The sequence below is a fragment of the Agrobacterium sp. 719_389 genome, assembly GCF_900188475.1.
GTDB lineage: Bacteria > Pseudomonadota > Alphaproteobacteria > Rhizobiales > Rhizobiaceae > Agrobacterium > Agrobacterium radiobacter.
On record NZ_FYEM01000005.1, the window covers coordinates 303,113 to 326,336 of the forward strand.

The following is a 23,224-nucleotide window of genomic DNA, read 5'->3' on the forward strand; positions in this document are numbered from 1 at the left end:
CCTGCTGCAACTGCCAATGGCGCAGTTTGCGAATTTCTCCACGCATGATGCATGGAGGCCCACCATCACTCACCCCGGCACCAGCCGCAGCCGCGTGCCCCAGGGGTCGATCGCTTCCACGACATTGTTCTCCATCTCCACCAGCACATAACCGGCCGCCCGCAGTCGCGATTTCTGCGCCTCGAGATCAGCAGGCTCTCGAACGGTGATTGAAAACCAGTCGAGGCCGGTTTCCATGGCGTTGCGTTCCTTGGCACCCCGGCTGTTCCATGTATTCACCGCCAGATGATGGTGATAACCGCCGGAAGAGAGAAAAGACGCGTCCGAGCGCGCATCCTGCGTCGGCCGCAGGCCGATCGCTTCTTCGTAAAAGGCGCGGGCGGTGGCGATTTCGCCGACCCGCAGGTGAACGTGTCCGATGCGCATCCCCGCCGGGGCTGTCTCATAGTCGCTTCTTTTGGTGTCGGTCAGCTTCACGAGATCATCGATATCGAGCTGTTCGGTGCCCATTTTCACCACGTTACCGCTCCACACCCATGTGTCCTTCGGCCGGTCGCTGTAAACCTCGATGCCGTTGCCTTCGGGATCGTTGAGATAGATCGCCTCGCTGACATTGTGGTCGGCAAAACCTGACAGCGGCACCTGCTTCAGCGCCGCATGCACCAGCCAGCGCGCCAGATCCTTGCGGGAAGGCATCAGATAGGCGATGTGGAACAGGCCGGCGGAGGTGGGGCTTTCGAAATCCGCGGCCGGCTTGTGGACGAGATCGAGCAGCGAAACAGTGCCAACGCCGAGCGTCACGCCTCTGGCCGTGCGTTCCACCTCGTTCATGCCGAGAACCGTACGGTAATAATCGATCATTGGATCGAGTTCGCGCACCCGAATTGCGGCCTGGCCGATATGCATCGGCGTCGTCAGCGCAAAGGGAAGGGCAGAGGCGGCCCCTGCGACGGGTACTGCGCCTTCGGCTCTGAGCGCCCCGGCAAGCGCGCTGGCGGCGCAGGAAATTCCGGCAAATTTAAGCGTATGGCGGCGGGTAAATTGCATGAATAATCTCTTTGTCGGCGATTTGAATGGCTTAGGCAACACTCCGTTTCAGCGCACTACACGAATGCGTCAATCATGGCGTTATTCGGCCTTTGCGGCAATTCTGGCGCGCAATTTGCCGCAATTATGCTGCACTGCGATGTAAACTGCACGTTGCGGCGTTCCCAACATGCCGGCAATGCTGTAGATGATAGAAAAATGACAACGCTTCTGGGTGGAGAGCGTGGAATGAAAAAATGGGTTTATACCTTCGGCAACGGTGCTGCCGAAGGCAGGGCAGGTGACGTTGCGATATTGGGCGGCAAGGGCGCGAACCTTGCCGAAATGGCAAGTCTCGGCCTTCCCGTCCCCCCGGGCCTCACCATCATAACCGATGCCTGCGCCCTTTATCACAAGAATGGCCCCGATCTTCCCGAGGACCTGAAGCTGCAGGTCATGGCCGGCCTGCACGGCATGGAAACCGTGACTGGCAAGACCTTCGGCGGCAGCCAGTCGCCGCTGCTCATCTCCGTCCGTTCCGGCGCGCGCGCTTCCATGCCGGGGATGATGGATACCGTTCTGAACCTTGGTCTCAACGACCGCACGGTCGAAGCGCTCGGCCATGATGCGGGCGACGCCCGTTTCGCATGGGACAGCTATCGTCGTTTCATCCAGATGTATGGCGATGTCGTCATGGGCCTCGACCATGAGCTGTTCGAGGAAATTCTCGAAGACGAAAAAGGCCGCCTCGGCCATGAATACGATACCGACATGTCGGCGGTCGAATGGCAGCACGTCGTTTCGCTCTACAAAAAGCTGATCGAGGATGAACTGGGCGAGGCCTTCCCGCAGGACTGTCATGTCCAGCTCTGGGGCGCGATCGGTGCCGTTTTTGCCAGCTGGACCAACCACCGCGCCGTGACCTACCGGCACCTGCACAATATTCCGGGTGATTGGGGCACGGCCGTCAACGTTCAGGCCATGGTCTTCGGCAATCTCGGTTCGTCCTCGGCAACGGGCGTCGCCTTCACCCGCAACCCTTCGACGGGCGAGGCAGAGCTTTACGGCGAATTCCTCGTCAATGCTCAAGGGGAGGACGTGGTGGCGGGCATCCGCACGCCGCAATCCATCACCGAAGCCGCGCGTCTGGCCTCCGGCTCCGACAAGCCTTCGATGGAAAAGCTGATGCCGGAGGCTTTCGGCGAATTCCTGGCGATCTGCAAGCGGCTGGAAAACCACTATCGCGACATGCAGGATCTGGAATTCACCATCGAGCGCGGCAAGCTCTGGATGCTGCAGACCCGTTCCGGCAAGCGTACCACCCGTGCCGCCATGAAGATCGCCGTCGATATGGTGGAGGAGGGGTCGATCTCGCAGGAGGAAGCCGTCTGCCGCATCGAGCCCTCATCGCTCGACCAGTTGCTTCATCCCACTATCGATCCCGGCACATCCCGCCCCATCATCGGCTCCGGCCTGCCGGCCTCGCCGGGGGCGGCGACGGGTGAAATCGTCTTCACCGCGGAAGAGGCGGTTGCAGCGGAGGCGGAAGGTCGCCGCGTCATTCTGGTGCGCATCGAAACCAGCCCGGAAGATATTCACGGCATGCACGCCGCCGAAGGCATTCTGACAACACGCGGCGGCATGACCAGCCACGCCGCCGTAGTCGCTCGCGGCATGGGCATTCCCTGCGTCACCGGCGCGGGCTCCATGCGTGTCGACATGCGCAACAAGGTGCTGATAGGCGTCGGCTGCATGCTGAAGCGCGGCGATGTCATCACCATTGACGGCTCATCCGGCCGGGTGCTGAAGGGCGAAGTGCCGATGACGCAGCCGGAACTCTCAGGTGATTTCGGCAAGCTGATGCAATGGGCCGATGGCCTGCGCCGCATGACTGTGCGCACCAATGCCGATACGCCGGCTGACGCCCGCGCCGCCCGTGCCTTTGGCGCTGAGGGTATTGGGCTGTGCCGCACCGAACATATGTTCTTCGAGGGCGACCGCATTCATGTGATGCGTGAGATGATCCTTGCGGAAAGTGAAAAGGGCAGGCGGGCAGCGCTCGACCAGCTTTTGCCGATGCAGCGTTCGGATTTCACCGAACTGTTCCAGATCATGCACGGCCTGCCGGTGACGATCCGCCTGCTCGATCCGCCGCTGCACGAATTCCTGCCGAAGACCGATGGCGAGATCGTCGAGGTGGCCGCCGCCATGGGCATGCCGCAGACGGTGTTCCGCCAGCGGCTGGATGCGCTGCACGAATTCAACCCCATGCTCGGCCATCGCGGTTGCCGTCTGGCGATTTCTTATCCCGAAATTGCGGAAATGCAGGCGCGTGCGATTTTCGAAGCGGCCGTTGCGGCGGCGCGCATCACCGGGGCTCCTGTTGTGCCAGAGATCATGGTGCCGCTGGTCGGTCTTCGCTCGGAACTGGATTACGTCAAGGCCGTCATCGACACGGTGGCGGCCGAGGTGGCGGAAGAGACCGGCATGACGCTGGAATATCTGACCGGCACGATGATCGAGCTGCCGCGTGCGGCCCTGCGCGCCCATGTCATTGCGGAAGCCGCGGAGTTCTTCTCTTTCGGCACCAACGACCTGACGCAGACCACCTTCGGCATTTCCCGCGATGACGCGGCGCGCTTCATCAATACCTATCAGCGCAAAGGCATCATCGAACGAGACCCGTTCATCTCGCTCGATTTCGACGGTGTGGGCGAACTGATCCGCATTGCCGCCGAACGCGGCCGCCAGACGCGGCCGGAGCTGAAGCTAGGCATTTGCGGTGAACATGGCGGCGACCCGGCCTCGATCCATTTCTGCGAGGATGCGGATCTTGACTACGTCTCCTGCTCGCCTTTCCGCGTGCCCATCGCTCGCCTTGCGGCGGCGCAGGCGACGCTGGCCGCAAGGTCGAAGCAGGGGCAAACGCCAAGCAATGTCGCCTTCATCCCTGTCAGGGGTTCTGTTGGACGATGATGCGCCGCTCCACCACCACCGGGCGGTAGAACATGTCGCGGTTCATCTGCGCCTGCCAGGCGCGGTTGTCGGCGCGACGATCCATTTCCAGATCGAGAAGGCAGCCCGCCATCGGGTCGGTGCCGGGGCGGAAACCATAACCCCGGCATGTCGCCTCATCCCGCGCCCGGCGCTCTTCCGGCGTCAGCGTCTGGCAGGCGGTGAGCGCCAGTATCGTGGCAAGCGAACCGAGGACGATGGAAACACGCATCTTGTTTCTCCCTTAACATGACAGCCGTACGGCACTTTTATTGCCGCGATTGATACGCCTGTTTTGATGTGGGGAAAAGCCGCGTTGGGGCGGAAAGTTGCATCAATCCGCGATGGGGAGAGGCCCAGCAAGCGGCGATAGCCGGGTCGGCTCCGACGGGCAGAGCGACGTTGCAAAACCTGTTCAGGAAAAGCGAAGAAAAGAGGGTGGGAACAAACCCTGTTGAATGAGCCAGTCGCCAAGCAGAACCGTAAGGATGGCGACGAGGACGATGCCGCCGATAAATGCGAAGAGGCCGAGCGTGGCCTGCGTCCACCGGCGGGTTTGATAGAGGTAAATCGCAAGCCCGATGGGTGCGAGCAGAATGGTCGCGAGTTTGGCGGCAGAACTGCGCCGAAGGTCCCGCTTTTCGGCATCCTCTATCTGCCACCAGGCAAACAGCGTGATGATGCCGACCATCTGCACCAGATCATTTGCGGTAAAGGAACTTGGAGGTCCGGCAGGCCAGACGGCCGCGTCGATGAGAAGCCCGAGGGATATGAAGGCGAGCAGGCCGACATAGATCCAGTTACGTTTCACCATGCACAGGTTCCGCCGAAAGATGCGTTGTTGTCTGTGCCGTTATCGCTATCGATCGAACCATCTCCGTCAACCCCAAACTCTCATGGAGCAGCGGACATGGCCCTCGTTGGGGCGTCTCCGTTTTACCGGAAACGCCCCATGATGATCGCGGTCAGGCCGCCACGACTTCCCGGTCATCGAGTGCATCGATGTCCTTGGTGTTGTTGTAGGCGGCCTCATTGAGGATGCCCTCGCGCTTGGCGACGATGGTGGGCACCAGCGCCTGACCGGCGACGTTGACCGCCGTGCGGCCCATGTCGAGGATCGGGTCGATGGCGAGCAGCAGGCCCACGCCTTCGAGCGGCAGGCCGAGGGTGGACAGCGTCAGCGTCAGCATGACCACAGCACCTGTCAGGCCGGCCGTTGCGGCGGAACCGAGCACCGAGACGAAAACGATCAGCACATAGTCCTGAATGCCGAGCGGCACCTGGAAGAACTGCGCAATGAAGATCGCCGAAATCGCCGGATAGATGGCGGCGCAGCCGTCCATCTTGGTGGTGGCGCCGAGCGGCACGGAGAAGGCGGCATATTCGCGCGGCACGCCGAGGCTCTTTTCCGTCACGGTTTCGGTGACGGGCAGGGTGCCGATGGAGGAACGCGACACGAAGGCGAGCTGGATGGCCGGCCATGCGCCCGCAAAGAAGCGTGACGGCTTCAGGCCGTGGGCGATCAGCAGGGCCGGATAGACCACGAACAGCACCAGCGCCAGACCGATATAGACGGCGGCCGCATACCAGCCGAGCTGCGACAGCGTCGTCCAGCCATATTGGTCGACCGCGCGGCCAAGCAGGCCGATGGTTCCGATGGGGGTGAGGCGGATGACCCACCACAGGATTTTGCGCACGATGGCAAGCAGCGACTGGTTGAAGGCGAGGAACGGCTCCGCCGCCTTGCCCGCTTTCAGCGCGGCAACGCCGAAGGCGATCGACACCACGAGAAGCTGCAGCACGTTGAAGTTCAGCGAGGTGCTGCCGGCGCCGTTGTTGATTTTGGTCGAGGCTTCGAGGCCGAAGACGTTGGCCGGGACGAGGCCTTTCAGGAAGTCGAGCCAGGAGCCGGTGGAGGAGGGTGCCGCCGCTGCCGTATTGGCAATCGCCGTGTTGACGCCCGGCTGGATGACGAGGCCAAGTACGATGCCGATGACCACGGCGATCAGCGCGGTGATGGCAAACCACAAAAGCGTCTGCCAGACGAGCTTTGCCGCATTGGAGAGGTTCTTGAGATTGGCGATGGAGGCGACGATGGCCGTGAAGATCAGCGGCGGAACCAGAGCGCGCAAAAGCTGCACGAAAATGCTGCCGATAGTCTGCAGCGTCACCGAAAGCCAGTTCGGGCTGCCGGCGGCATCGGGACCGATGTTGCGCGCAACGAGCCCGAGCAGCAGGCCGATGACCATGGCGATCAGAACCTGAAAGCCGAAATTGCGATAAAAGGGTTTAGGCCCGGAGGGGCCGGCGGACGTCGTTGCCTGTGACATGACATGTCTCTTTATTGTGCAAGAAAACGAGAATGTTGCACTTTTTACACGCATTCTCGAGGGAGGTCGCCGAGGATACGCCGATTTCCTCAGCAATTAAGGGATGAACGTGCGTATTTGTTGCGTTGTCGGGGAATTATTCTCGCAAATGGCGAATTCTCAGAAAAATGTTTCGCCCCATCGCGCTTCCGTTCCCGGCCCCTGACGTGAGGTTTTCGCATTTTGGCTTGCGGATCAAACCCGTCCTTTGTTTTCCTCGCCGTAAATCCGGTCTATGACATCATATGCAGGTGATTCCCTGCCAGAATTCGGGTGCAACGCTTTTTAGCCAATGCGATCTAACGGATATCCGCTTTCATGACTGTGCGTTTCGTCCGGCCTTTTTCGGTTGCAGCCTATCTTTCCCGGTATCTGGGTCTTGCGGCGCTTGTGCTGTTTCTCATCGCCGCCGGCATCCATCGTTTCGGGCCGCTGACGACGCCTGACCTCGTCGGTCTGCTCGTCGTTGCCGCCGGCATCGCTCTTGCGGCCGTACTTCTGGCGCTGATCGGCCTAGAGCGGCTGTGGACCAAGGGTGCGCGCGGCGGCCTTTCGGCGCTGGCGGCGTTGCTTCTTTCGGCGCTGCCGCTCGGCGTGGTCGGTTATGGCGCCTTTCTTTATTGGCAGCAGCCGAAGATTTACGACATCTCAACCGACCTGAGCGATGTGCCGGAATGGCTGGTGACGCCCACGGCCAATCAGCAATGGCTGGTGCGGCCCGCTGTCATCACCAAGGCCGACCGCGATGCGCAGATGGAGGCCTATGCCAGCCTCGCCGGCCGCCGTTATGAAGGCGCGATCGACCGCATCTATGCCGCCGCCAAAAAAATGGCCGCCGCCCAGACTATTCGCATCACCCACACGAAGGGGGTGATCGGGGCGGAAGATGCGCCCTCTGCCGGCATTCCCGAGCAGGACAGGACGCAGCCCGCGGAAGAGGGGCCGGTGGAGGACCTGCCCTCCATCGTGCCGGTGCCCATGGCCCGCCCGACTGACGCGCCATTGCCCACCTTTTTCAATGGCAGCGGTGTTGTGCTGATGCAGGGTGAAACCCGTACCCGCATCTGGGGCCTGCGTTTCGATATCCTCATTCGCCTGAAAGAAGAGGCGGAAACCACCATCGTCGATGTCCGGGTCGCCTCCCGCTACGGTCCACACGATCTCGGCATGGGGGCGGCGATTGCGGAAGCCTATCTCGATGCGCTGGATGCGGAAATGCAGGGGCTGAACGACAATTGATGTGTAGCTGACGCTGCGTGTCGTCTTGATGGGGACGAGCGCGTGCCGCCTGTTTCTTCTCCCCGGCGGGGAGAAGGTGGCCCGAAGGGTCGGATGAGGGGGGCACGTTGCCGAATATCTCTACCCTTGCCCCCTCATCCCGCTGCCGCGGACTTCTCCCCCTCGGGGAGAAGAAACAAGTGGCACCCGCTCGATCCAATCAAGGGGTGAAGTGAGAGGTGAGCTCACAACGCGCCCTGAAATCTCGCGTGCCAGAAATATTCGCTATGCCGGAAAATATTCGCCCAGCAGCGAAGGCGCACCATCCGTCCTCACTTCGCCCTTTTCGATCAGGTCCTCTATATGCGCCAGCACGGAAAGTGCGGCCGCGCCGTGCAGGCGTTTGTCGGTGCTGGCATAGATCACCTTCACCATATCGGCGATCCGCCGGTCGCCTTCGCGGATGCGCTTCAGAACCGCCTTTTCCCGCATACGTCGATGGGCGCGCAGCCCGCGCATGAAGGCGGCGGGATCGGTGACCGGGCCGCCATGGCCGGGCAGGAACAGCCGGTCGTCGCGGGTGAGCAGCCTCTCCAGCGAGGCCATGTAATCGCTCATCGCCCCATCCGGCGGCGCGACGATGGTGGTGGCCCAGGCCATCACATGATCGGCGGAAAAGACGATGCCGCTGCCATCAAGCGCGAAGGCCGCGTGGTTGGCCGTGTGCCCCGGTGTATGCAGTGCGGTCAGCGTCCAGCCGTCGCCGGAAAGGCTCTGCCCGTCGCCAAGCGCGATATCGGGCGCAAAAGCCGTATCGGAACTTTCGGCAAAGGGATTGGTTTCGCCCACATGCAGCGGCCGGGCGGCGCGGTGAGGACCCTCCGCCACCGTCAGCGCGCCGGTTGCCGCCTTCAGCCGCCGGGCGAGCGGCGAGTGATCGCGATGGGTATGGCTGACGAAGATATGGGTGACCTCGCGGCCATCAAGCGCCGCCATTAGCGCCTGAAAATGCGCCTCATCCTCAGGGCCGGGATCGATGACGGCGATGGAGCGGTCGCCGACAATATAGGAGTTGGTGCCGTGAAAGGTGAAGGCGGAAGGATTATTGACGGTGATGCGCTGGATCAGCGGGGCGACAGGAACCGCCTCGCCATAGGCCGGCTTAAAATCGAGATCGAATGCCGGGTCCGCCATCGAGACCTCCTGAAAAATGCCATGCCAGCTTGAGCCACGGCCTCAACCGCGCCGCCGCCCAAGCCCTAACATGCGAACTTCGCCACGGCACCCAAAAAGCTTGGGTTTTGTGAAAAAATTGGTCGCCGGGTCATTGCCGGGGCGGGCAGGCTTTGATAATCAGGCGCGGTTCGGGCAGCGGCGTTTCGCTTCACTGCCCTGTTGGGGCGTCGCCAAGCGGTAAGGCACCGGTTTTTGGTACCGGCATTCCCAGGTTCGAATCCTGGCGCCCCAGCCAAGCTCTCCACTATATTGCTTGAAATCAGCTAACGCCTTTGATTAGCTTATACTGGTTATATTCCATAAATCACCTTTCAGAGGTCAGTATGATAACACGCCTCGTCGTTTGTCTTTTTACAGGACTACTCCCTCTTTCCAGTCTCAAAGCTGAACCGCAAGTAAATATAGAATTTAAGACGGACGCCTATAACGAAGCAGACATGAAAAAGGCAATGGAGATTTTTTGGGAGAGCTGCAAACCGCTTTCTACGATCTATTTCACAGATATAGTTTCGATTTCAATCACCGCATCCAACGAGTTTGCGCAATATCGGATGGACCGTGGCTGGAAACACTCAATTCATCTTGCGGTAAAGATGTCTGATAATCCTGTAAAAATGCCTGCTGCCGATAATGAGATTGGAATAATGGCTGGACACACGCTCCACTATGACCTTGGCGGTGGTCAGGATTCTGGATTTTTTGCTTCCAAACGTGTTTCCCAGAAAGTTTGCGGACTCAAAGTGCGGAATGATGGTGTTGACGCCTTTAAAAAGATCAAAGCCTTTGATTTTTTAAAAAGATAGCTGAGTGATGATCAACTTAGAAAGGGCATGAGGCGACATCACTAGGGGGCACGCTTATTAGGCGAAGCCAGTTCTGCACCCGCTTCATCGAGCATCTCGTCAAAATCCACTTCGGTTGAACCGCCACTGGCTTTGCCCTCGCTCCACAACGCGCGCAGCTTGGCGATGTCGTCGCGTCGTTGAACCCATTTTGCCGACCAGTCGCGCATCGCTTCCCTGATGACTTCGCTACTGCTGGCATAGGCACCGCTTTCCACGGCGTCGCGCAATATTTCGGCGTGCTGGGGTGTTACCGAAACGCTGATCTTTTCAACATTGGCCATGTCATTTCTCCATGGATATCTGGTAGGAATTATTACTACCAAATGGTTTTTGACACGAGATATTTTTTCGACGCCTTTAATGGCAATGGATCGGTGTGCACTGGATGTCGGGAGGTCGGAAAACCTCTCCTTCGTCATGCTCTGGGCTGTCCTGAGCATCTGCGAATGATTGATTTTATTGAATGTGTCAGTCCTTGACACAAAGCCGAGGACGACGGTGCGGGCGAAGTAGTAATCTCCAACAAAAACGCCGCGCATCCGGAGACACGCGGCGTCCAATCCTAAATCGCACCTAAGCCTTAAAGCGCGATATCCGGCACCTTCTTCACCGGCGCGCCCGCAGGCGCCGCACTGGCGCCCTTCAGCGCCTCAAGATCGATCTGCGGCGGCGTCGGCAGCTGCAGATGCTCGGCCGTGTAGGCCCATTCCTCACGCACCTTTTCCGGGTCGTCATTAAGCTTGGTGCCGTAGCTCGGCACGATCTGGCGAAGCTTCGTCTGCCATTCCGGCGTTGCAACCTTGTCCTTGAAGACCTTTTCGAGAACGCTGAGCATGATCGGTGCTGCGGTGGAAGCGCCCGGCGAAGCGCCGAGCAGGCCGGCGATGCTGCCATCCCCTGCGGCGACGACTTCGGTGCCGAGCCGCAGCACGCCGCCCTTTTCGTCGTCGCGCTTGATGATCTGCACGCGCTGGCCGGCCTGCCACAGACGCCATTCGCCCTGCTTGGCGTTCGGGAAATATTCCTTCAGCGCGGCAAAGCGGTCGTCATCCGACATCATCAGCTGGCCGGCGAGATACTCCACCAGCGGATATTCGTCGATGCCGACGCGCACCATCGGCCAGGCATTGCTTGTGGTGACCGAGGAGACGAGGTCGAAATAAGAGCCTTCCTTCAGGAACTTGGTGGAGAAGGTGGCGAAAGGTCCGAACAGGATGACGCGCTTGCCGCCCAGCACACGGGTATCGAGATGCGGAACCGACATGGGCGGCGAGCCGACCGAGGCCTTGCCATAGGCCTTGGCCAGATGCTGCATCGTCACATCAGGGTTTTCATTGATCAGGAACGAGCCGCCCACAGGGAAACCGGCATAGTCGTCCGCTTCCGGAATGCCGGACATCTGCAACAGATGCAGCGCGCCGCCGCCAGCGCCGATGAATACGAATTTCGCGTCCACCACCTGTTCGGCATCGGTCTTGGTATTGGTGTAGGTCACGCGCCAGCTGCCATCGGCATTACGCTGAATATCGGAAACCTCGCTATTGACCTGAAGGTCGAAATTCTGGTCGCTCTGCAGATGCGATACGAACTGGCGGGTGATTTCGCCGAATTCCATGTCGGTGCCGAGCGGCGACCAGGTCGCGCCGATCTTCTGGGAAGGATCGCGGCCTTCCATCATCAGCGGCACCCACTTCTTGATCTGCTCGGGATCGGTGGAGAATTCCATACCGGCGAAAAGCGGGCTGGCCTTGAGCGCCTGATAACGCTTTTCCAGATAGGCGACGTTCTCGTCACCCCAGACGAAGCTCATATGCGGCGTGTGGTTGATGAAGGAGCGCGGGTTCTTCAAGACGCCGTTGCGCACCTGCCAGGCCCAGAACTGCCGGGAAATCTGGAAGGATTCGTTGATGTTGACTGCCTGGGTGATCTTGATGTTGCCGTTGTCGTCTTCCGGTGTGTAGTTGAGCTCGGCAAGCGCCGAGTGGCCGGTGCCGGCATTGTTCCAGCCGTTCGAGCTTTCAAGCGCCACGCCGTCCAGCCGCTCCAGCATCTGCATCGACCAGGTGGGCTCCAGTTCGCGCAGCCATACACCGAGTGTCGCGCTCATGATGCCGCCGCCGATCAAAAGCACATCGACCTTCTTGGCGGCCGTATTGGCGAGAAGCGGAGAAGAGGGCAGCGCCGCTGCGGCAATTCCGGCGAGCGCGCCGCCCAGAACCTGTCGGCGGTTCAGCGGAAATGCATGGGAGAGATCAGTGAGCTGGGATTTGTCTTGATCGATGGGAGTCACGGCCATACCTGATTCTTGTTTTGTGTTAAAAACATTCCTCCCGATCGCCCCGTTACAACAAAGCGTAAATCGGCACAACCCGGCCCCATTCACTCCAGTTCAAGCGTTTTTGCAGGGATTTGGCCGGGGCATATGGTCGCGTCAGCGAATTTTGCATATTTGCGGATCGTCATTTTTAGGGCGGTGAAGATTAGGCGATGCTTTCAAACGGTTGAAAGGGTTCTCTGCGCCCGATATCGCAAAAAGCCCGCCCGGCTGCACCTTGCCGGGCATTACGGCTGGCGCAGTGCCGCTGCGGGCTGAATTTTTTTCAGAAAAATGACAAAAATCCCGAAAAAGTGAAAAGGCCCACCGGTTCGGGCGGGCCTTGGCGCGTTCGGTTTATGACCGAAGATCAGTTTGCGGCGAGGAATTCCGCGCAATAGCTCGGGCCGTTGACGCCGGGGCGGTCGGAGACGGTGCGCACGGCGGTGATCTTGTAGTCGCTGGAAACGACGAGCTGCACGGTGCAGGAGAGCGAGGCGGTGCGGGCCGGCGAGATCTGGCGACCCTTCTTCCCATCCTTGCCTTCTTCGAACCTGGCCGGAATGGTGGCCTTCTTGTAGCCGCCACGCCAGTTATAGACGGTGGAGCTGCCGGTTTCCGTATCGCTCAGCGGCGGGCCGAATTTTGCGAAGAAAATACCTGCGGACTGGCCGACCCAGCGGGTCTCAACGGGGCTCTTCTGGGTGAAAGAAGGAGTGGAGCCGCCCGTGGAAGTGGTGCAGGCCGAGAGCGCAATGGCAAACGCTGCGAGCGTTACGCTGCGAGATAGCATGATGAAATGTCCTTTGTGCCGTGTCCGGCTTCCCGCCGGTCATTCCGTTCCCCTAGCAGATTTGGAGACGGCGGGCAGGGGAGGTGGGCGGCTTGACGAAAATTTCCTGCCACAATTGCTTTTTTGTAACGTTTTGAGGGCGTCCAGGCGGTGCCGCAGGCGCTTGGCAGGGCTGTTTCAACGGATGGGGAAAACTTGTCACAAAAAATGCAATAAGCCGCTTGTCGAATGCCGGAGGCTGGTCTATAGAAGCGCCGCTGGTCACGGAGTGTAGCGCAGTCTGGTAGCGCACGTCGTTCGGGACGACGGGGTCGGAGGTTCGAATCCTCTCACTCCGACCAGCTTGAAATATATGATTTAATTGCATTTTTTCGAATTTATCGGTGCTTTACAAAGTTCTCTCGCCACCGTTATCGCCACCGATACGATTAGATTTGTCGTGAGCGCCGCCAAAAGCGATCCTTGTTCAAAGGAGATCGCTATGCAGCACGAGCTTACGCCCGAACAAAAATCCAAAATCAAAAAACAGGAAGAGCGCCGTGGTCGCAACCGACGGCAGCGCGAGGCTGAATATCGCCGCCGTATCGAACGCCTACGCCGCCAGATCGAAGAAGCTCGAAAACGACGGCAGCGATTCCTGCTGCTTTTCCTGACGGCGGTACTGGCGATGCAGGAATCGTTTCTGGCCGCATTCCAGCGCTCTTTCGCGTACCGACCTGACCACGGTCTAGAGCCAGAAAATTGGACGCCCGATCCAAACGGCGACTATGCACCACGACTCGGCCACGACGATTATATAGACGGCTACAGCCGCGACCAGTGGGACCGGATGACCACCAAGCGCGGTATCCATATCAGTCGCAAAGATGAACTAAAAGCGGAATGGATGGCTGATCCAGAGCGCGAACTTTTCCCGACACGATACAAAGATTGGGGCTATCGACCATTTCTTGGGGAGATCATGAACGACCTTTCCGAGCCACGCTATCAGCCGGACGCGCTGAAAGGCCTTAAGCTTCGGTCACCACCCGAGACGCACCAGTATCTCGATGAAGTCTACGCGATCAACCCGCTCGACCTTCTGCATTGCCGTTCAGAATTGAGCGCAGACATCATTCACAACATTAAAAGCCGTGCAGTTTTGTGGGCGGAGTGCAAGCGGAGAGAGGCGGAAGAGCTGCGAAAGGCGAAAAAAGATAAAAAACCGGATGACGACGAAAAAAAATTCGACTTGTGAGAATTCCTTGGTCGCGAAATTTTAAATCGTCAAAAATTATGCGCACGATTTAAAATTACTCGCTCAAAGGATTTGTTTTTAATCATAGTAATGTTGACATTTTACTTTCAATTCAGCCTGAAACGCCACCTATTTACAAATATAAACTCGCATGATTTGTTCATGTTGCTGTCGAATTGGCAGATGGAAATGGAGTTTAAATCAATGGCGAAGATTGTCAGGCTTAACGGTAAATGGGAAAAGAACGGCGACAGCGAAGAAAAGCTGGTTGATATAAAAGGTACTCCATTTGCTGTTTTATTGGATCAGCAAAAATTATACATTGGTCGTCACGTATTTACTGCCGATTTGTTCACCTACGACGAACACGGCAATTTTACTGAAAGAACATTGCCTCTTATGGGCATCGAGACAACCGCTCGCGAAGCAAGACTTGCGGCTGAGCGAGCGCTGAGACGCTACCTGTCCAGAACGATTGAAGCCGCGTAATTTCAGGTGTGGGGGATTGCTCTAATATTCCCCCACACCCTGCGCTCCGAGCCACGGAGCGTGTCAGGAGACGGTAAGTGACAGCACCAAATCAGCGTAGTAGCCGTCCTTTGCCGCCCGAAGAGTGATATCGTGGTTTCCCGCAACGGCTGCGACACCGACGATTCTTCCAGTTTTCGAATCCAATATCAGGCCGGGCGGCAACGTCTGTTTGAGCGTAAACGTATGGCCTGACACATCACCAATCGGTTTGATAACCACTGATGTGCCAACGGAAACGCTGATCGGCTCATAGTAAATTCCGGCACTTGACTGTTCTGGCTCGGTCGATGGCGTTGCAGGAACAGTAACGGCAGTCAGCGTGCCGCTCGCTGGGGATCGCCAGACTATTTCACCAGCGGACGCACTGGACACAATCAGGATGGCGATTGAGATCGCTTTCAGCATTATGATTTTTCCTTTTTCTTGAAATCAGGTTTCAGCACGAGTTTCGGGCTGGGCGATAGCTCCGGTGTGTCAGGATCGCTCACAGGCGTCAGGATGGACCGCAACCGATCACGTTCAATGCCCGCCTTAAAAGCCGCATCCTGCGCTTCACGGGCTTTCCGTTCCGCGTCGTATCTCTGGCGTTCTGCTTCAAGCTGCTCCCGCTCGGCGTCTTTAGCTTTGTCGCGCCAACGTTCAATTTCGCCGGTGAAATCCATCCGGACTTTTTCGACAAGCTTGGATTTCCTGAGGCCATCCCAAACCGCCCGGATGCGACCGGCCCAACCGGAATATCGTTCGGCATCGGCAATCGCTGCCTGTGCTTGTACTCGTTCTTGCTGTGCACGATCCCGCGCCACATTTGCGGCGGCTGTGGCCTTGCGGGCCGCATCCGTCTCTTTTGCAGCATCGGCAACGATCTTCGCGGTTTCCGCTTTCGTTCGCGCTACGAAATTATCGCCATCCGCCTTGACCTGTCTTGCCCGCTGGACGACCTTTTGCAGGGCTTTGGCCTGCACTTGTTCCCGCTGCCATTCATCGCGTGATAGGCGGCGGCGTTGTGGTCCGAGGCGCGTTAATCCGCAAGGTATTGCTACGGCCTGATGATAGGAATCCTGCCACTCCCGCATTGTCGCCTTGTAGGCGGCATTCGCACGCTTCATGAGTGCCTTTTGATCCTCGCCTTCGGCTGGACCAGCATCCATTACTGCGCGCTTCACGGTCGCGCCGGGATGATACTTCTGCGCTTTCAACTCAGGATCAGAAATAGGCACGACATAAGCGTGGATATGAAAATGGGATTCGTCTTCGTGACGGATCACGGATTTCAGATCATCACCATACTGATCTTGCAGCCATGCGATTGTCCGGCGCTCCCACGCTTCTGCCTCGCGCCGCTTGTCGGGTTCGGAGCGGATTTCATTCATGGTGAATGGATGCGAGGCGACAATCGTGTGAAGTGTCTTTTGATCGGATCGGAGTTTACGGGTCTTTCCGCCCTTCACTGAGACTGTAGCCGAGGCCACGGCGGAATCGTGCAATTCCTGCACTTCTTCGATGCTGAGGCCATGCACAATGACAGGTGGTGCAGGACTCGCAACATGAACCGAAGCTTCAGGGCGGCGGGATGCCTCACCAAAGATAAAATTCGTGTCTCGACCCTTCGCGTCCGCCTTGCGAGCATAGCCTTCCAAATGAATAAACTGGTATCCCACGGCTCAACCACCGAGGGTTTGAACACAGGCCGGTTCTAGCCATTCCTTTACAAGATCACGGCCATCCGGTGCGACAAGTGAAATCCGTTTGGCCGTGAGCGACTTCACGACAGGCGGCTTTGTAAGAGGGAAAAGGATCAAGACCCGATTGCGCGAGACGTGGATAACATCGACGGATGCGCGAACACGCAGGAGAGATTCCTTATATCTGAATTCTCTAAACTCAGCGCGTACACCTGAAACTTGTTCGCCGTAGGCCATCAGCTACCCCCTACGGATACTCAGTTCGTTGCAAAGTCGGCGCTCAAGCTCCGCCCAGTCGTCGCCGAACTCAGCAACTAGTTCATATTTCAGTTCGCAGGATCGGCCCTCTACGTCCCAGAGCCATTCTGCGACGGGTCCGTACTGCGGATGTGTACGAAGATCGCGCCATTCGCTTGCATCGGGCCGCTTCCAGAATTTCGTAATCTCGGGATCATTTGCCCGCACCGTTCGATGCAAAGCCGACAGGGTGGACGCCCGCACTATGTCGAGGTCGACAATGGTCGCGATTTTTCGCGAAATAGACTCGCTCATTGCTTGGCCCTCCGCTTTTTCGTCGCCTGCGGAGCCACGGCGTCATAGAGAAAGTCGATACCCTGTACCAAGGACGCCACGAGTTGGACCCGGCTTAAAAATTCGTCATCGGTCATATGCTCATGACCGCCGTTGAGGTCGGTGCGATCTTGCGAGAAGGTTGCGTATCGTTCACGGTTTTCCCAGATCACGGCATACCAAGACATCGGTAGGCGAATGACCTTCAGCGCTGCTTTAGTCGGGAGACCTTGATTGATGACCGTGACAATTCGTTCGTACTCCTGCACCGCTACGCTCCATAATTAGGAAAACCTTCCTTTAGTGTTGGAGCAAAAGCCGTCGGCGGAAAGCAGATTTTGGTGCCGGAATCAAAGATATAGTGACCGACTGGCACTATCTTTGATAGTGTCGGCCCCTTCAGTGAGACCATTCCATGGAGGGTCTGCTGACTGCCCCCTTCGTGGCCGGGGATGCCATCATGCTGCCGCGAGCCAATCGGTTTCGGACACCCCGAAAAGCTCGGCAAAGATGCGGTCATTTTCGTCGTGGCAGGACGTACCGGCGACTGGCAATCGAGCCTCGTCGGATGCAATGGCGCTCCTCAGCAATTGTGCTGGCAATGCCGTCGACAAAGGAAATTCACGGTCAATGAATTTCTTGCCGACCTCATAGCTACCCGCTGGCAGCGTCGTCAGCCGGTCCTCAGCGGCCTTTCGGCTCTGTTGCTGGAGTACGGCTGCGTCCGTGGCGATCTTCTCAATCCGTTCTCGGGCATTTGGTGCATCCAAAATCGAGCGGATTGATATTTCTGGATCAGGTATCTGATCCTCGAAAATCGTTTCGTCAGGTTCTTGGTACGGTATCGAATCCAAATCAGGGACAGTTGAGCTACATGTGTGAACTATATAGCAAGCGGCTTTCGCCGCTTCCCATATATCAACGGAAGTCATATCTGCGCCGGACTTAACGGCCTCCAGTGCCACGCGGGCGACTTCCAAAGCTTCTTCAGGTGATGGCGCATTGGCGGTATTCCACCATTCCCGCGCCTCTCGCTGCCACTCGCGAATGTGATACCCGTCCTCTTCGGACAGCGTTCGCGCATCGTAATTTTGCACCATGATCATCGGCTCTGCCCATGGCGAGTGTCGCCACTGTGGGAGCGTCAGGCCGATTACGATGTTTTTGACAAGTCCACCATTAAGCCCCGGCAGAGGCGTTTCCCTCAGGTCTAAAGTCGCTTCCAAGGACGCAATGCTGCTTTCATCCTCGTCCTCGTCCTCGTCCTCGTCCTCTTCCTTGTCAGCCGCGATTTCTTTGTCTTGATCCTCGTCATCTGCCATCTGGCCACCGCGTTTGCCTTTTTTGACGCGCATCAATTTGCTGTCGCCGCCCTCACGGCGGACGCGGACGACCTTCTCGCGCCGGGCCTTAAGGCCACTCATCCACTTCATAAAGTCGCCGAGCGGCTGACAGATTTTCAACCTCTCCGTTTGCCGGTAGAGCCATACAAGTTCTTCTCCCGATGCCTTTTCTGTGTCAGCGGGCTTGGAACAGTATTTGACGATCTCTTCCACCTTCTCAACAGTGCCATTATCTTTCCATTCCGCGCCGATGAATTTATGCGTATCGCGAAGGAAATCCGTCCAATCCTCAATCACCCGCGTCGGCCAATACAAGACGTTCGCGTGGAGATGATACAGGACTGTCTCAGCCCCATACCGCTCTGAAAGGTCAGATTGCCTCCCCTGCTTTTTGGCCTCGTTATCTCTCTCGACAGCAGTCGCACGCGTGAATTCAATGCCGCGAAATAGCACCTTGATTCCTTGCTCCTTACAGACTTCGTCTGCCCATTTTGAAATCTTCCGTGACAATCGCTGAATAGGTCCTCGCATGTCTTTGAACGCGGGAATAAGTTCGTTGCAGGTCATCACCGCATAACGAAAATGATGGGCGTTACGATGTTCGGTCATGAACAGCTTCAAACCGTTCACCAGCGGCTTCCTATCGCGAGCGGCGACAAGCGGGAGGAACCGCACGGCGCGGTACCTCCGATGGTTCTCGACAATATTCGTCACGGCTGAAATACATGTTAGGCCGCCGTTGAGGATCACTTCCTCGCCAGCATCCTGAAGCGCTTGTGCGATACGGTCGTTCTGACCTGCGAGAACCTTCGATGCAGTCGCACGCTTCGCCCACGCGGCTGGATCAATTGACCATCCGCAATTGCCTTTCAAAACCGCATTGTGGGTTTTTGGGCCGCGTGCCGTCTTCGTGGCAGCAGCAAAAGCGCGTGTTGCAATTCCGCCAACTGGCGACCCCGGATCAATGTCAACATTTCTTTTTGAAAAATGGTCTGACTGTTGTTTTTGGGCTGGGCTATGTGCCAGCCCGGCGCTCACTTAATTGTCAATGGGAGCTTTACAATAAACATGAAATCGTTCATCTTTTCTAAACAGTGTTTAAGAAGACGCCGGAGGGTTCCAGCCCTGTGAAGGCGTCTTTTTTAATGGTCAGATGAAAATCAATCGGCGTCAACCGATCAAACGCCGAGAGTATCATCTATTGCTATGGCTCTGAACTTCGGGTGGACGCCATGGTCGAAGACCGCGAGACGCTGCCACCGGTCGAGCTTCTGCCATATAGCCTCGTCGGTCCAATTTCTGTTCCAAACCCTTGCCCCGACGACGAAAGCAACCGCCATCTGCACCGTCGGTGAGCACGCGAGGTCATGGACCGGCGTGCCACACGCAACAGAAGCCACGCAACGCCCTATCTCCAAATATACGCTGTCGTGGCGTATAGCTCGGTCATCTTCTGAAAGTTGCATGAACATCAATTCAAATCCTCGTCGTGCAACAACGCCATTAGCTCATCCATGGTGATTGTCTCATCAGGGGAGTTATCGAGCTTTTCGCCCACAGCCTTCCAAAACTCGGGCGGTTGCCCCGCGACGAGCTTGGCTAACCGATCTGCGCGCCAGCGTGCGAAGAATTCGTCGAAGTCGATAGCCTCTTGGCCGGTTGAATTTACTGGAGCATGATCTGTCATAACTGGTCCTTTCATGGCATGGCTTCGCCCTCTCCGTTGAAACGGAAGCAAAAATCAATGGTGATGGTTGGGAGTGGGAGCGCATAAATGCGCTCCCTGACTCTGCGTTTGCAGAGAAAGGCGACTGTCGATGACAGAAGCGGGACATCCCTACCGAAGCAGGGAATAAAGAGCCGCCTATTCGGCGGTAAACCACGACCTATTCAGGGCCGCATATGCCTTCAGAGCCACCTATCCGGCGGAAGAAGTCAATTCGTTCAAATCCACGCCCCATTTGGACTGGAGCGAGCAGGACGGCCGATCAACCCAGCCGAATAAAAGTCCGAAAACTTGAATTCCAATCCCCTATAGGGCGAACAAAAATCCAAGTTGCTCGGCCGTCCTGAAACCAAGATGGTGCATTAGATTCAAAATCGCAAGCTTTTTTAATATGATCACTGATCGTATAACGATTTGAAATCACTAAGAAATGTTGACATCGGTATTTGTCAGAAATTTTAAAAATGTTGACATTTTAAAAATCACTTAAAAATCAGAAACATCTGACGGAAATGGATTTTAGGTAAAATTCCGTTAACCATATTCTTTATTGGATATGAAATCGTTCGGATCAACCCGCGATTGGCTATCGTCACTTTATGAGAATACGGAGGATGTCATGCAGTTTGCGCTTGCTGATGACCAGCGGATCGAAGCCCGGTCTGGCTTAAAGGGTGCTTGCCCGACTTGCGGGGCGACCATGGTCGCCAAATGTGGGCCTCGCGTTATACATCATTGGGCGCACGCCTCGCGTCGCGACTGCGATCCTTGGTGGGAAAACGAAACTGAGTGGCACCGCAAATGGAAGAACCTCTTTCCCGCAGAATGCAGAGAGCAAACGCGGATGGCACCAGACGGCGAAATTCATCGTGCTGATATTATTACGCCGACAGGGATTGTAATCGAGGTTCAACATTCGGCGATGACTGATGCGGAACGCCAATCACGCGAGGCGTTCTACCAGAACCTTGTCTGGATCGTGGATGGTAGAGGATTTCAAAAACAGTTCAATCTGCACCATCTTTTACCCGATCCAGACAACGACGAAGCTCAAGACCTGGTTTGGTTCAAGGCCGCTCATGGAAAAAATGGGGCAAACGGTGGCATCTTCTGGCGACGTTCTGAAAATCCCGATTACAAGGACGGTGATATGGTGGAGATTCATGGCTTGCACAGGGCGAAGCATCTTGTTGCAACGTCTCGCGGACATCAGCAATACAGTTGGATAAAGCCGCGAAGGACATGGTTGGACGCTGAATGTCCAGTTTATATCGATTTCGGCGACGAGTGGCTTCTACAGCTTCAACGATACGGTTCTAATCGGCTCGAATGCGTATACCGGGTGTCGAAGAGAAAATTCCTTCATGACGCAATGACCGAAACTCAAGCACGTAATATCGCCACGAGATTCTATCCCGTCTCTTCTACGGACTAAAACGCTCATTGGCGCTGGCCTAGTCCGGGGCAGGTACAAGGGTACGGCCTGCGGCCTTTTCTCCCTTCTATCTGCCCCGGTTGCGGTAGGATTGGGTCGCTCCGGTCAGTAAATGGAAATAGACGCGACCGGATCGCTGGCGCTCTCGCACCACTCGCATCGATTTCCATTGACAGCCCTCCCGCTCTCTCTGGCCTCGAAACCATGGCAAACGATCCCTTCCCAAAATCGATAAAATCCGACCAATCCGGTTAATGAACGCTACCCCATTCAAGACATCATTTCCGCCGCAAGGATTCTCACGAGTCCCAATTTCTGCTATGTATTTCTCAATAAATTCAATGAGTAAGCGGAGATTTCAATGCGCCAGACGATCACTAGAATTCGCGGCTTGACGGTTAATATCGAGGTGCTGGAAGTCTATCAGCAGGACGCAAACGGCGGTACGATTTGGTATTATGCAGCAATCTACGTCCGGCCTCACGGAAGCGCAAAAAAGACGCTGGTCCGCAAATCGCGGCTCCCCGGCGCGGCGGCTGAGTTGAAAAAGGAAATCCAAAAAGATGGGATGCAAGCTTTTCGCAAACTAATTGCTTGAAGCTGCCAGAACCATGTCTCTATATAAATTGTCGCAACCAGAGGGCGACACATGATCAAAGACATTGACGCGGTAGATTTTGATGATGTCGATGACATTATCGCGATGATTGATGCGGATCGTATTGCATTTGAAGCGAATATGGACGCCGTCATCGCTTGCATTAAAACCGCGATGACCTCGCTTCAGGTTTTCGATCCCGCCCTCGACACACCGCTAACCCTAGCCAAGGCGGTCTGCCTGCCGGAGCTTGGTGGCGTGCTGTATCGATGGATGGAATCAGAGCCATCAACGATGATTACGGTGAAGACGTTACGTCTCGCCATTGAACGCGGCGAGCTGGTAGCAACCCGCCTTAATACAAAGAATATCCATGTAACGCGACGACAAGTACAGGAGTGGATCGCATCATGCCAAGACATCAGAAGGAACCGCATCTCGTCAAACGTTCGGCCCGCTATGACAAGAACGGCAAGCTCACTCACGTCGCAACTTGGATCATCTATGACGGAAAAGCGAGAACGAGCACGGGATGCGGCGCTGATGATCTTGAAGGAGCTAAAATAAAGCTCCACGAGTATAACGTCTCCAAATATGCGACGGCTCCACTGCCCGAAGGCAAGATGCCTCACGAAGTGCTGATTGGCGACCTTATCCGATTTTACATCGAACGGAAAAAGGAGAAGATTCTTGATAAATCACATACCGACAAAAAGGACTATTTGAGAAATATACAAGCCCTTGTTGATTTTTGGGGTGAATAGCCCCTAGATTTGTAGACACCTTCTTTCCTAATTTTGAGGCAAGAAGAGCATCATGAGCAAATCGAATTTCAGCGAAGAGTTTAAGCGTGACGCGGTGCGGCAGATCACGGAGCGGGGCTATCCGGTTGCTGAGGTTTCGCAGCGTCTCGGCGTCAGCCAGCATTCGCTGTATGAATGGAAGAAGAAGTTTGCTGGGTCGGACTCCAAGGGTAACGACGAGGCCGAGGAGATCAGGCGGCTGAAGAAGGAACTGGCTCGCGTCACTGAGGAACGCGATATCCTAAAAAAAGCGGCCGCGTATTTCGCCAGGGATGCAAAGTGAAGTACGCGTTCATTGCTTTGCATCGCTTGCAGTTTTCGGTGCGGACGATGTGCCGCCTTCTGCGGGTTCACCCGAGTGGATTTTACACCTGGCTGAAGAACCCGCTGAGCAGGCGAGCCAATGAGGACAAGCGACAGACCGATCTCCTCCTGAAGGCATGGGAAGAGAGCGGCAAGGTCTACGGTTATCGCAAGCTGCACGACGACCTTCTCGATCAGGGA

Annotated in this window: 23 protein-coding genes, 2 tRNA genes and 1 pseudogene; 11 read left to right on the plus strand and 15 right to left on the minus strand. The window is 56.7% G+C overall.

Annotated features, from left to right (window positions below):
- Nucleotides 1-69: 69 nt before the first annotated feature.
- On the minus strand, nt 70-1,047 hold the full coding sequence (locus tag CFB10_RS12140; protein WP_020010638.1) for a VOC family protein: 978 nt from the start codon (nt 1,045-1,047) through the stop codon (nt 70-72).
- Between the two features lie 228 nt (nt 1,048-1,275).
- Between CFB10_RS12140 and ppdK the strand changes: the two genes are divergently transcribed.
- Nucleotides 1,276-4,002: a pyruvate, phosphate dikinase gene (gene ppdK / locus CFB10_RS12145; protein ID WP_020010639.1), complete on the plus strand. Its 2,727-nt coding sequence runs from the start codon at nt 1,276-1,278 to the stop codon at nt 4,000-4,002.
- Here the strand turns inward: ppdK and CFB10_RS12150 are convergent.
- The 3 genes from CFB10_RS12150 to CFB10_RS12160 all read right to left on the minus strand — a co-directional run bounded on the left by CFB10_RS12150 (nt 3,980) and on the right by CFB10_RS12160 (nt 6,350).
- Nucleotides 3,980-4,252: a hypothetical protein gene (locus CFB10_RS12150; RefSeq protein WP_020010640.1), complete on the minus strand. Its 273-nt coding sequence runs from the start codon at nt 4,250-4,252 to the stop codon at nt 3,980-3,982. The genes ppdK and CFB10_RS12150 overlap by 23 nt on opposite strands.
- A 183-nt stretch (nt 4,253-4,435) precedes the next feature.
- Nucleotides 4,436-4,834, minus strand: a complete 399-nt coding sequence (locus CFB10_RS12155; RefSeq protein ID WP_020010641.1) for a hypothetical protein — start codon at nt 4,832-4,834, stop codon at nt 4,436-4,438.
- A gap of 151 nt (nt 4,835-4,985) precedes the next feature.
- Nucleotides 4,986-6,350, minus strand: coding sequence for a dicarboxylate/amino acid:cation symporter (locus tag CFB10_RS12160; RefSeq protein WP_020010642.1), 1,365 nt, complete (start codon nt 6,348-6,350; stop codon nt 4,986-4,988).
- 357 nt (nt 6,351-6,707) lie between these two features.
- On the opposite strand from CFB10_RS12160, the gene CFB10_RS12165 reads away from it, so the two are divergent.
- Complete coding sequence (locus tag CFB10_RS12165) at nt 6,708-7,628, plus strand: DUF1499 domain-containing protein (protein ID WP_020010643.1); 921 nt, start codon at nt 6,708-6,710, stop codon at nt 7,626-7,628.
- 264 nt (nt 7,629-7,892) lie between these two features.
- Here CFB10_RS12165 and CFB10_RS12170 read toward each other — a convergent pair whose 3' ends face one another.
- Nucleotides 7,893-8,801, minus strand: coding sequence for an MBL fold metallo-hydrolase (locus CFB10_RS12170; protein ID WP_020010644.1), 909 nt, complete (start codon nt 8,799-8,801; stop codon nt 7,893-7,895).
- Nucleotides 8,802-9,003: 202 nt separating this feature from the next.
- Between CFB10_RS12170 and CFB10_RS12175 the strand changes: the two genes are divergently transcribed.
- Together CFB10_RS12175 and CFB10_RS12180 are read left to right on the plus strand one after the other, a co-directional pair.
- A tRNA-Gln gene (locus CFB10_RS12175) sits at nt 9,004-9,078 on the plus strand.
- Nucleotides 9,079-9,280: 202 nt separating this feature from the next.
- Nucleotides 9,281-9,646: a hypothetical protein gene (locus CFB10_RS12180; protein WP_141097714.1), complete on the plus strand. Its 366-nt coding sequence runs from the start codon at nt 9,281-9,283 to the stop codon at nt 9,644-9,646.
- A gap of 41 nt (nt 9,647-9,687) precedes the next feature.
- Here CFB10_RS12180 and CFB10_RS12185 read toward each other — a convergent pair whose 3' ends face one another.
- The 3 genes from CFB10_RS12185 to CFB10_RS12195 form a co-directional block, all read right to left on the minus strand.
- Nucleotides 9,688-9,969, minus strand: coding sequence for a type II toxin-antitoxin system ParD family antitoxin (locus CFB10_RS12185; RefSeq protein WP_026363707.1), 282 nt, complete (start codon nt 9,967-9,969; stop codon nt 9,688-9,690).
- 299 nt (nt 9,970-10,268) lie between these two features.
- On the minus strand, nt 10,269-11,984 hold the full coding sequence (gene mqo / locus CFB10_RS12190; RefSeq protein WP_020010647.1) for a malate dehydrogenase (quinone): 1,716 nt from the start codon (nt 11,982-11,984) through the stop codon (nt 10,269-10,271).
- 388 nt (nt 11,985-12,372) lie between these two features.
- On the minus strand, nt 12,373-12,795 hold the full coding sequence (locus CFB10_RS12195) for a hypothetical protein (RefSeq protein WP_003509022.1): 423 nt from the start codon (nt 12,793-12,795) through the stop codon (nt 12,373-12,375).
- A 264-nt stretch (nt 12,796-13,059) separates the two neighbouring features.
- On the opposite strand from CFB10_RS12195, the gene CFB10_RS12200 reads away from it, so the two are divergent.
- The 3 genes from CFB10_RS12200 (at nt 13,060) to CFB10_RS12210 (ending at nt 14,521) form a co-directional block, all read left to right on the plus strand.
- A tRNA-Pro gene (locus CFB10_RS12200) sits at nt 13,060-13,136 on the plus strand.
- Between the two features lie 140 nt (nt 13,137-13,276).
- Complete coding sequence (locus CFB10_RS12205; protein WP_141097715.1) at nt 13,277-14,032, plus strand: hypothetical protein; 756 nt, start codon at nt 13,277-13,279, stop codon at nt 14,030-14,032.
- A 204-nt stretch (nt 14,033-14,236) separates the two neighbouring features.
- Nucleotides 14,237-14,521 carry a hypothetical protein gene (locus tag CFB10_RS12210; RefSeq protein ID WP_141097716.1) on the plus strand — a complete coding sequence of 95 codons (285 nt, stop codon included), beginning with the start codon at nt 14,237-14,239 and terminating at the stop codon, nt 14,519-14,521.
- A 63-nt stretch (nt 14,522-14,584) separates the two neighbouring features.
- Here the strand turns inward: CFB10_RS12210 and CFB10_RS12215 are convergent, their stop codons facing one another.
- The 7 genes from CFB10_RS12215 to CFB10_RS12245 all read right to left on the minus strand — a co-directional run bounded on the left by CFB10_RS12215 (nt 14,585) and on the right by CFB10_RS12245 (nt 19,860).
- Nucleotides 14,585-14,968, minus strand: a complete 384-nt coding sequence (locus CFB10_RS12215; protein WP_020010650.1) for a putative Ig domain-containing protein — start codon at nt 14,966-14,968, stop codon at nt 14,585-14,587.
- Nucleotides 14,968-16,221, minus strand: a complete 1,254-nt coding sequence (locus CFB10_RS12220; protein WP_141097717.1) for a plasmid recombination protein — start codon at nt 16,219-16,221, stop codon at nt 14,968-14,970. The genes CFB10_RS12215 and CFB10_RS12220 overlap by 1 nt, the downstream gene beginning before the upstream one ends.
- 3 nt (nt 16,222-16,224) lie before the next feature.
- A complete protein-coding gene (locus CFB10_RS23720) occupies nt 16,225-16,482 on the minus strand; it encodes a hypothetical protein (RefSeq protein WP_141097718.1) in 258 nt (85 codons plus the stop codon).
- 3 nt (nt 16,483-16,485) lie between these two features.
- Nucleotides 16,486-16,797: a hypothetical protein gene (locus tag CFB10_RS12225; protein WP_026363709.1), complete on the minus strand. Its 312-nt coding sequence runs from the start codon at nt 16,795-16,797 to the stop codon at nt 16,486-16,488.
- Entirely contained in the window at nt 16,794-17,084 is a 291-nt protein-coding gene (locus CFB10_RS12230) for a hypothetical protein (protein WP_020010652.1), read from the minus strand. Before CFB10_RS12230 ends, CFB10_RS12225 begins: the two co-directional genes overlap by 4 nt.
- Before the next feature lie 189 nt (nt 17,085-17,273).
- A complete protein-coding gene (locus tag CFB10_RS12235) occupies nt 17,274-19,196 on the minus strand; it encodes a hypothetical protein (protein WP_141097719.1) in 1,923 nt (640 codons plus the stop codon).
- Between the two features lie 433 nt (nt 19,197-19,629).
- Complete coding sequence (locus CFB10_RS12245) at nt 19,630-19,860, minus strand: hypothetical protein (RefSeq protein WP_020010655.1); 231 nt, start codon at nt 19,858-19,860, stop codon at nt 19,630-19,632.
- Between the two features lie 643 nt (nt 19,861-20,503).
- On the opposite strand from CFB10_RS12245, the gene CFB10_RS12250 reads away from it, so the two are divergent.
- The 4 genes and pseudogenes from CFB10_RS12250 to CFB10_RS12265 form a co-directional block, all read left to right on the plus strand.
- The gene (locus CFB10_RS12250; protein WP_026363711.1) at nt 20,504-21,319 is read left to right on the plus strand and encodes a competence protein CoiA; all 816 of its coding nucleotides are present in this window, start codon (nt 20,504-20,506) and stop codon (nt 21,317-21,319) included.
- 361 nt (nt 21,320-21,680) lie between these two features.
- Complete coding sequence (locus CFB10_RS12255; RefSeq protein ID WP_020010657.1) at nt 21,681-21,917, plus strand: hypothetical protein; 237 nt, start codon at nt 21,681-21,683, stop codon at nt 21,915-21,917.
- 51 nt (nt 21,918-21,968) lie between these two features.
- Nucleotides 21,969-22,484: a hypothetical protein gene (locus tag CFB10_RS12260; RefSeq protein ID WP_020010658.1), complete on the plus strand. Its 516-nt coding sequence runs from the start codon at nt 21,969-21,971 to the stop codon at nt 22,482-22,484.
- A 249-nt stretch (nt 22,485-22,733) separates the two neighbouring features.
- Nucleotides 22,734-23,224: pseudogene (locus CFB10_RS12265) on the plus strand (transposase); the annotation flags it as partial.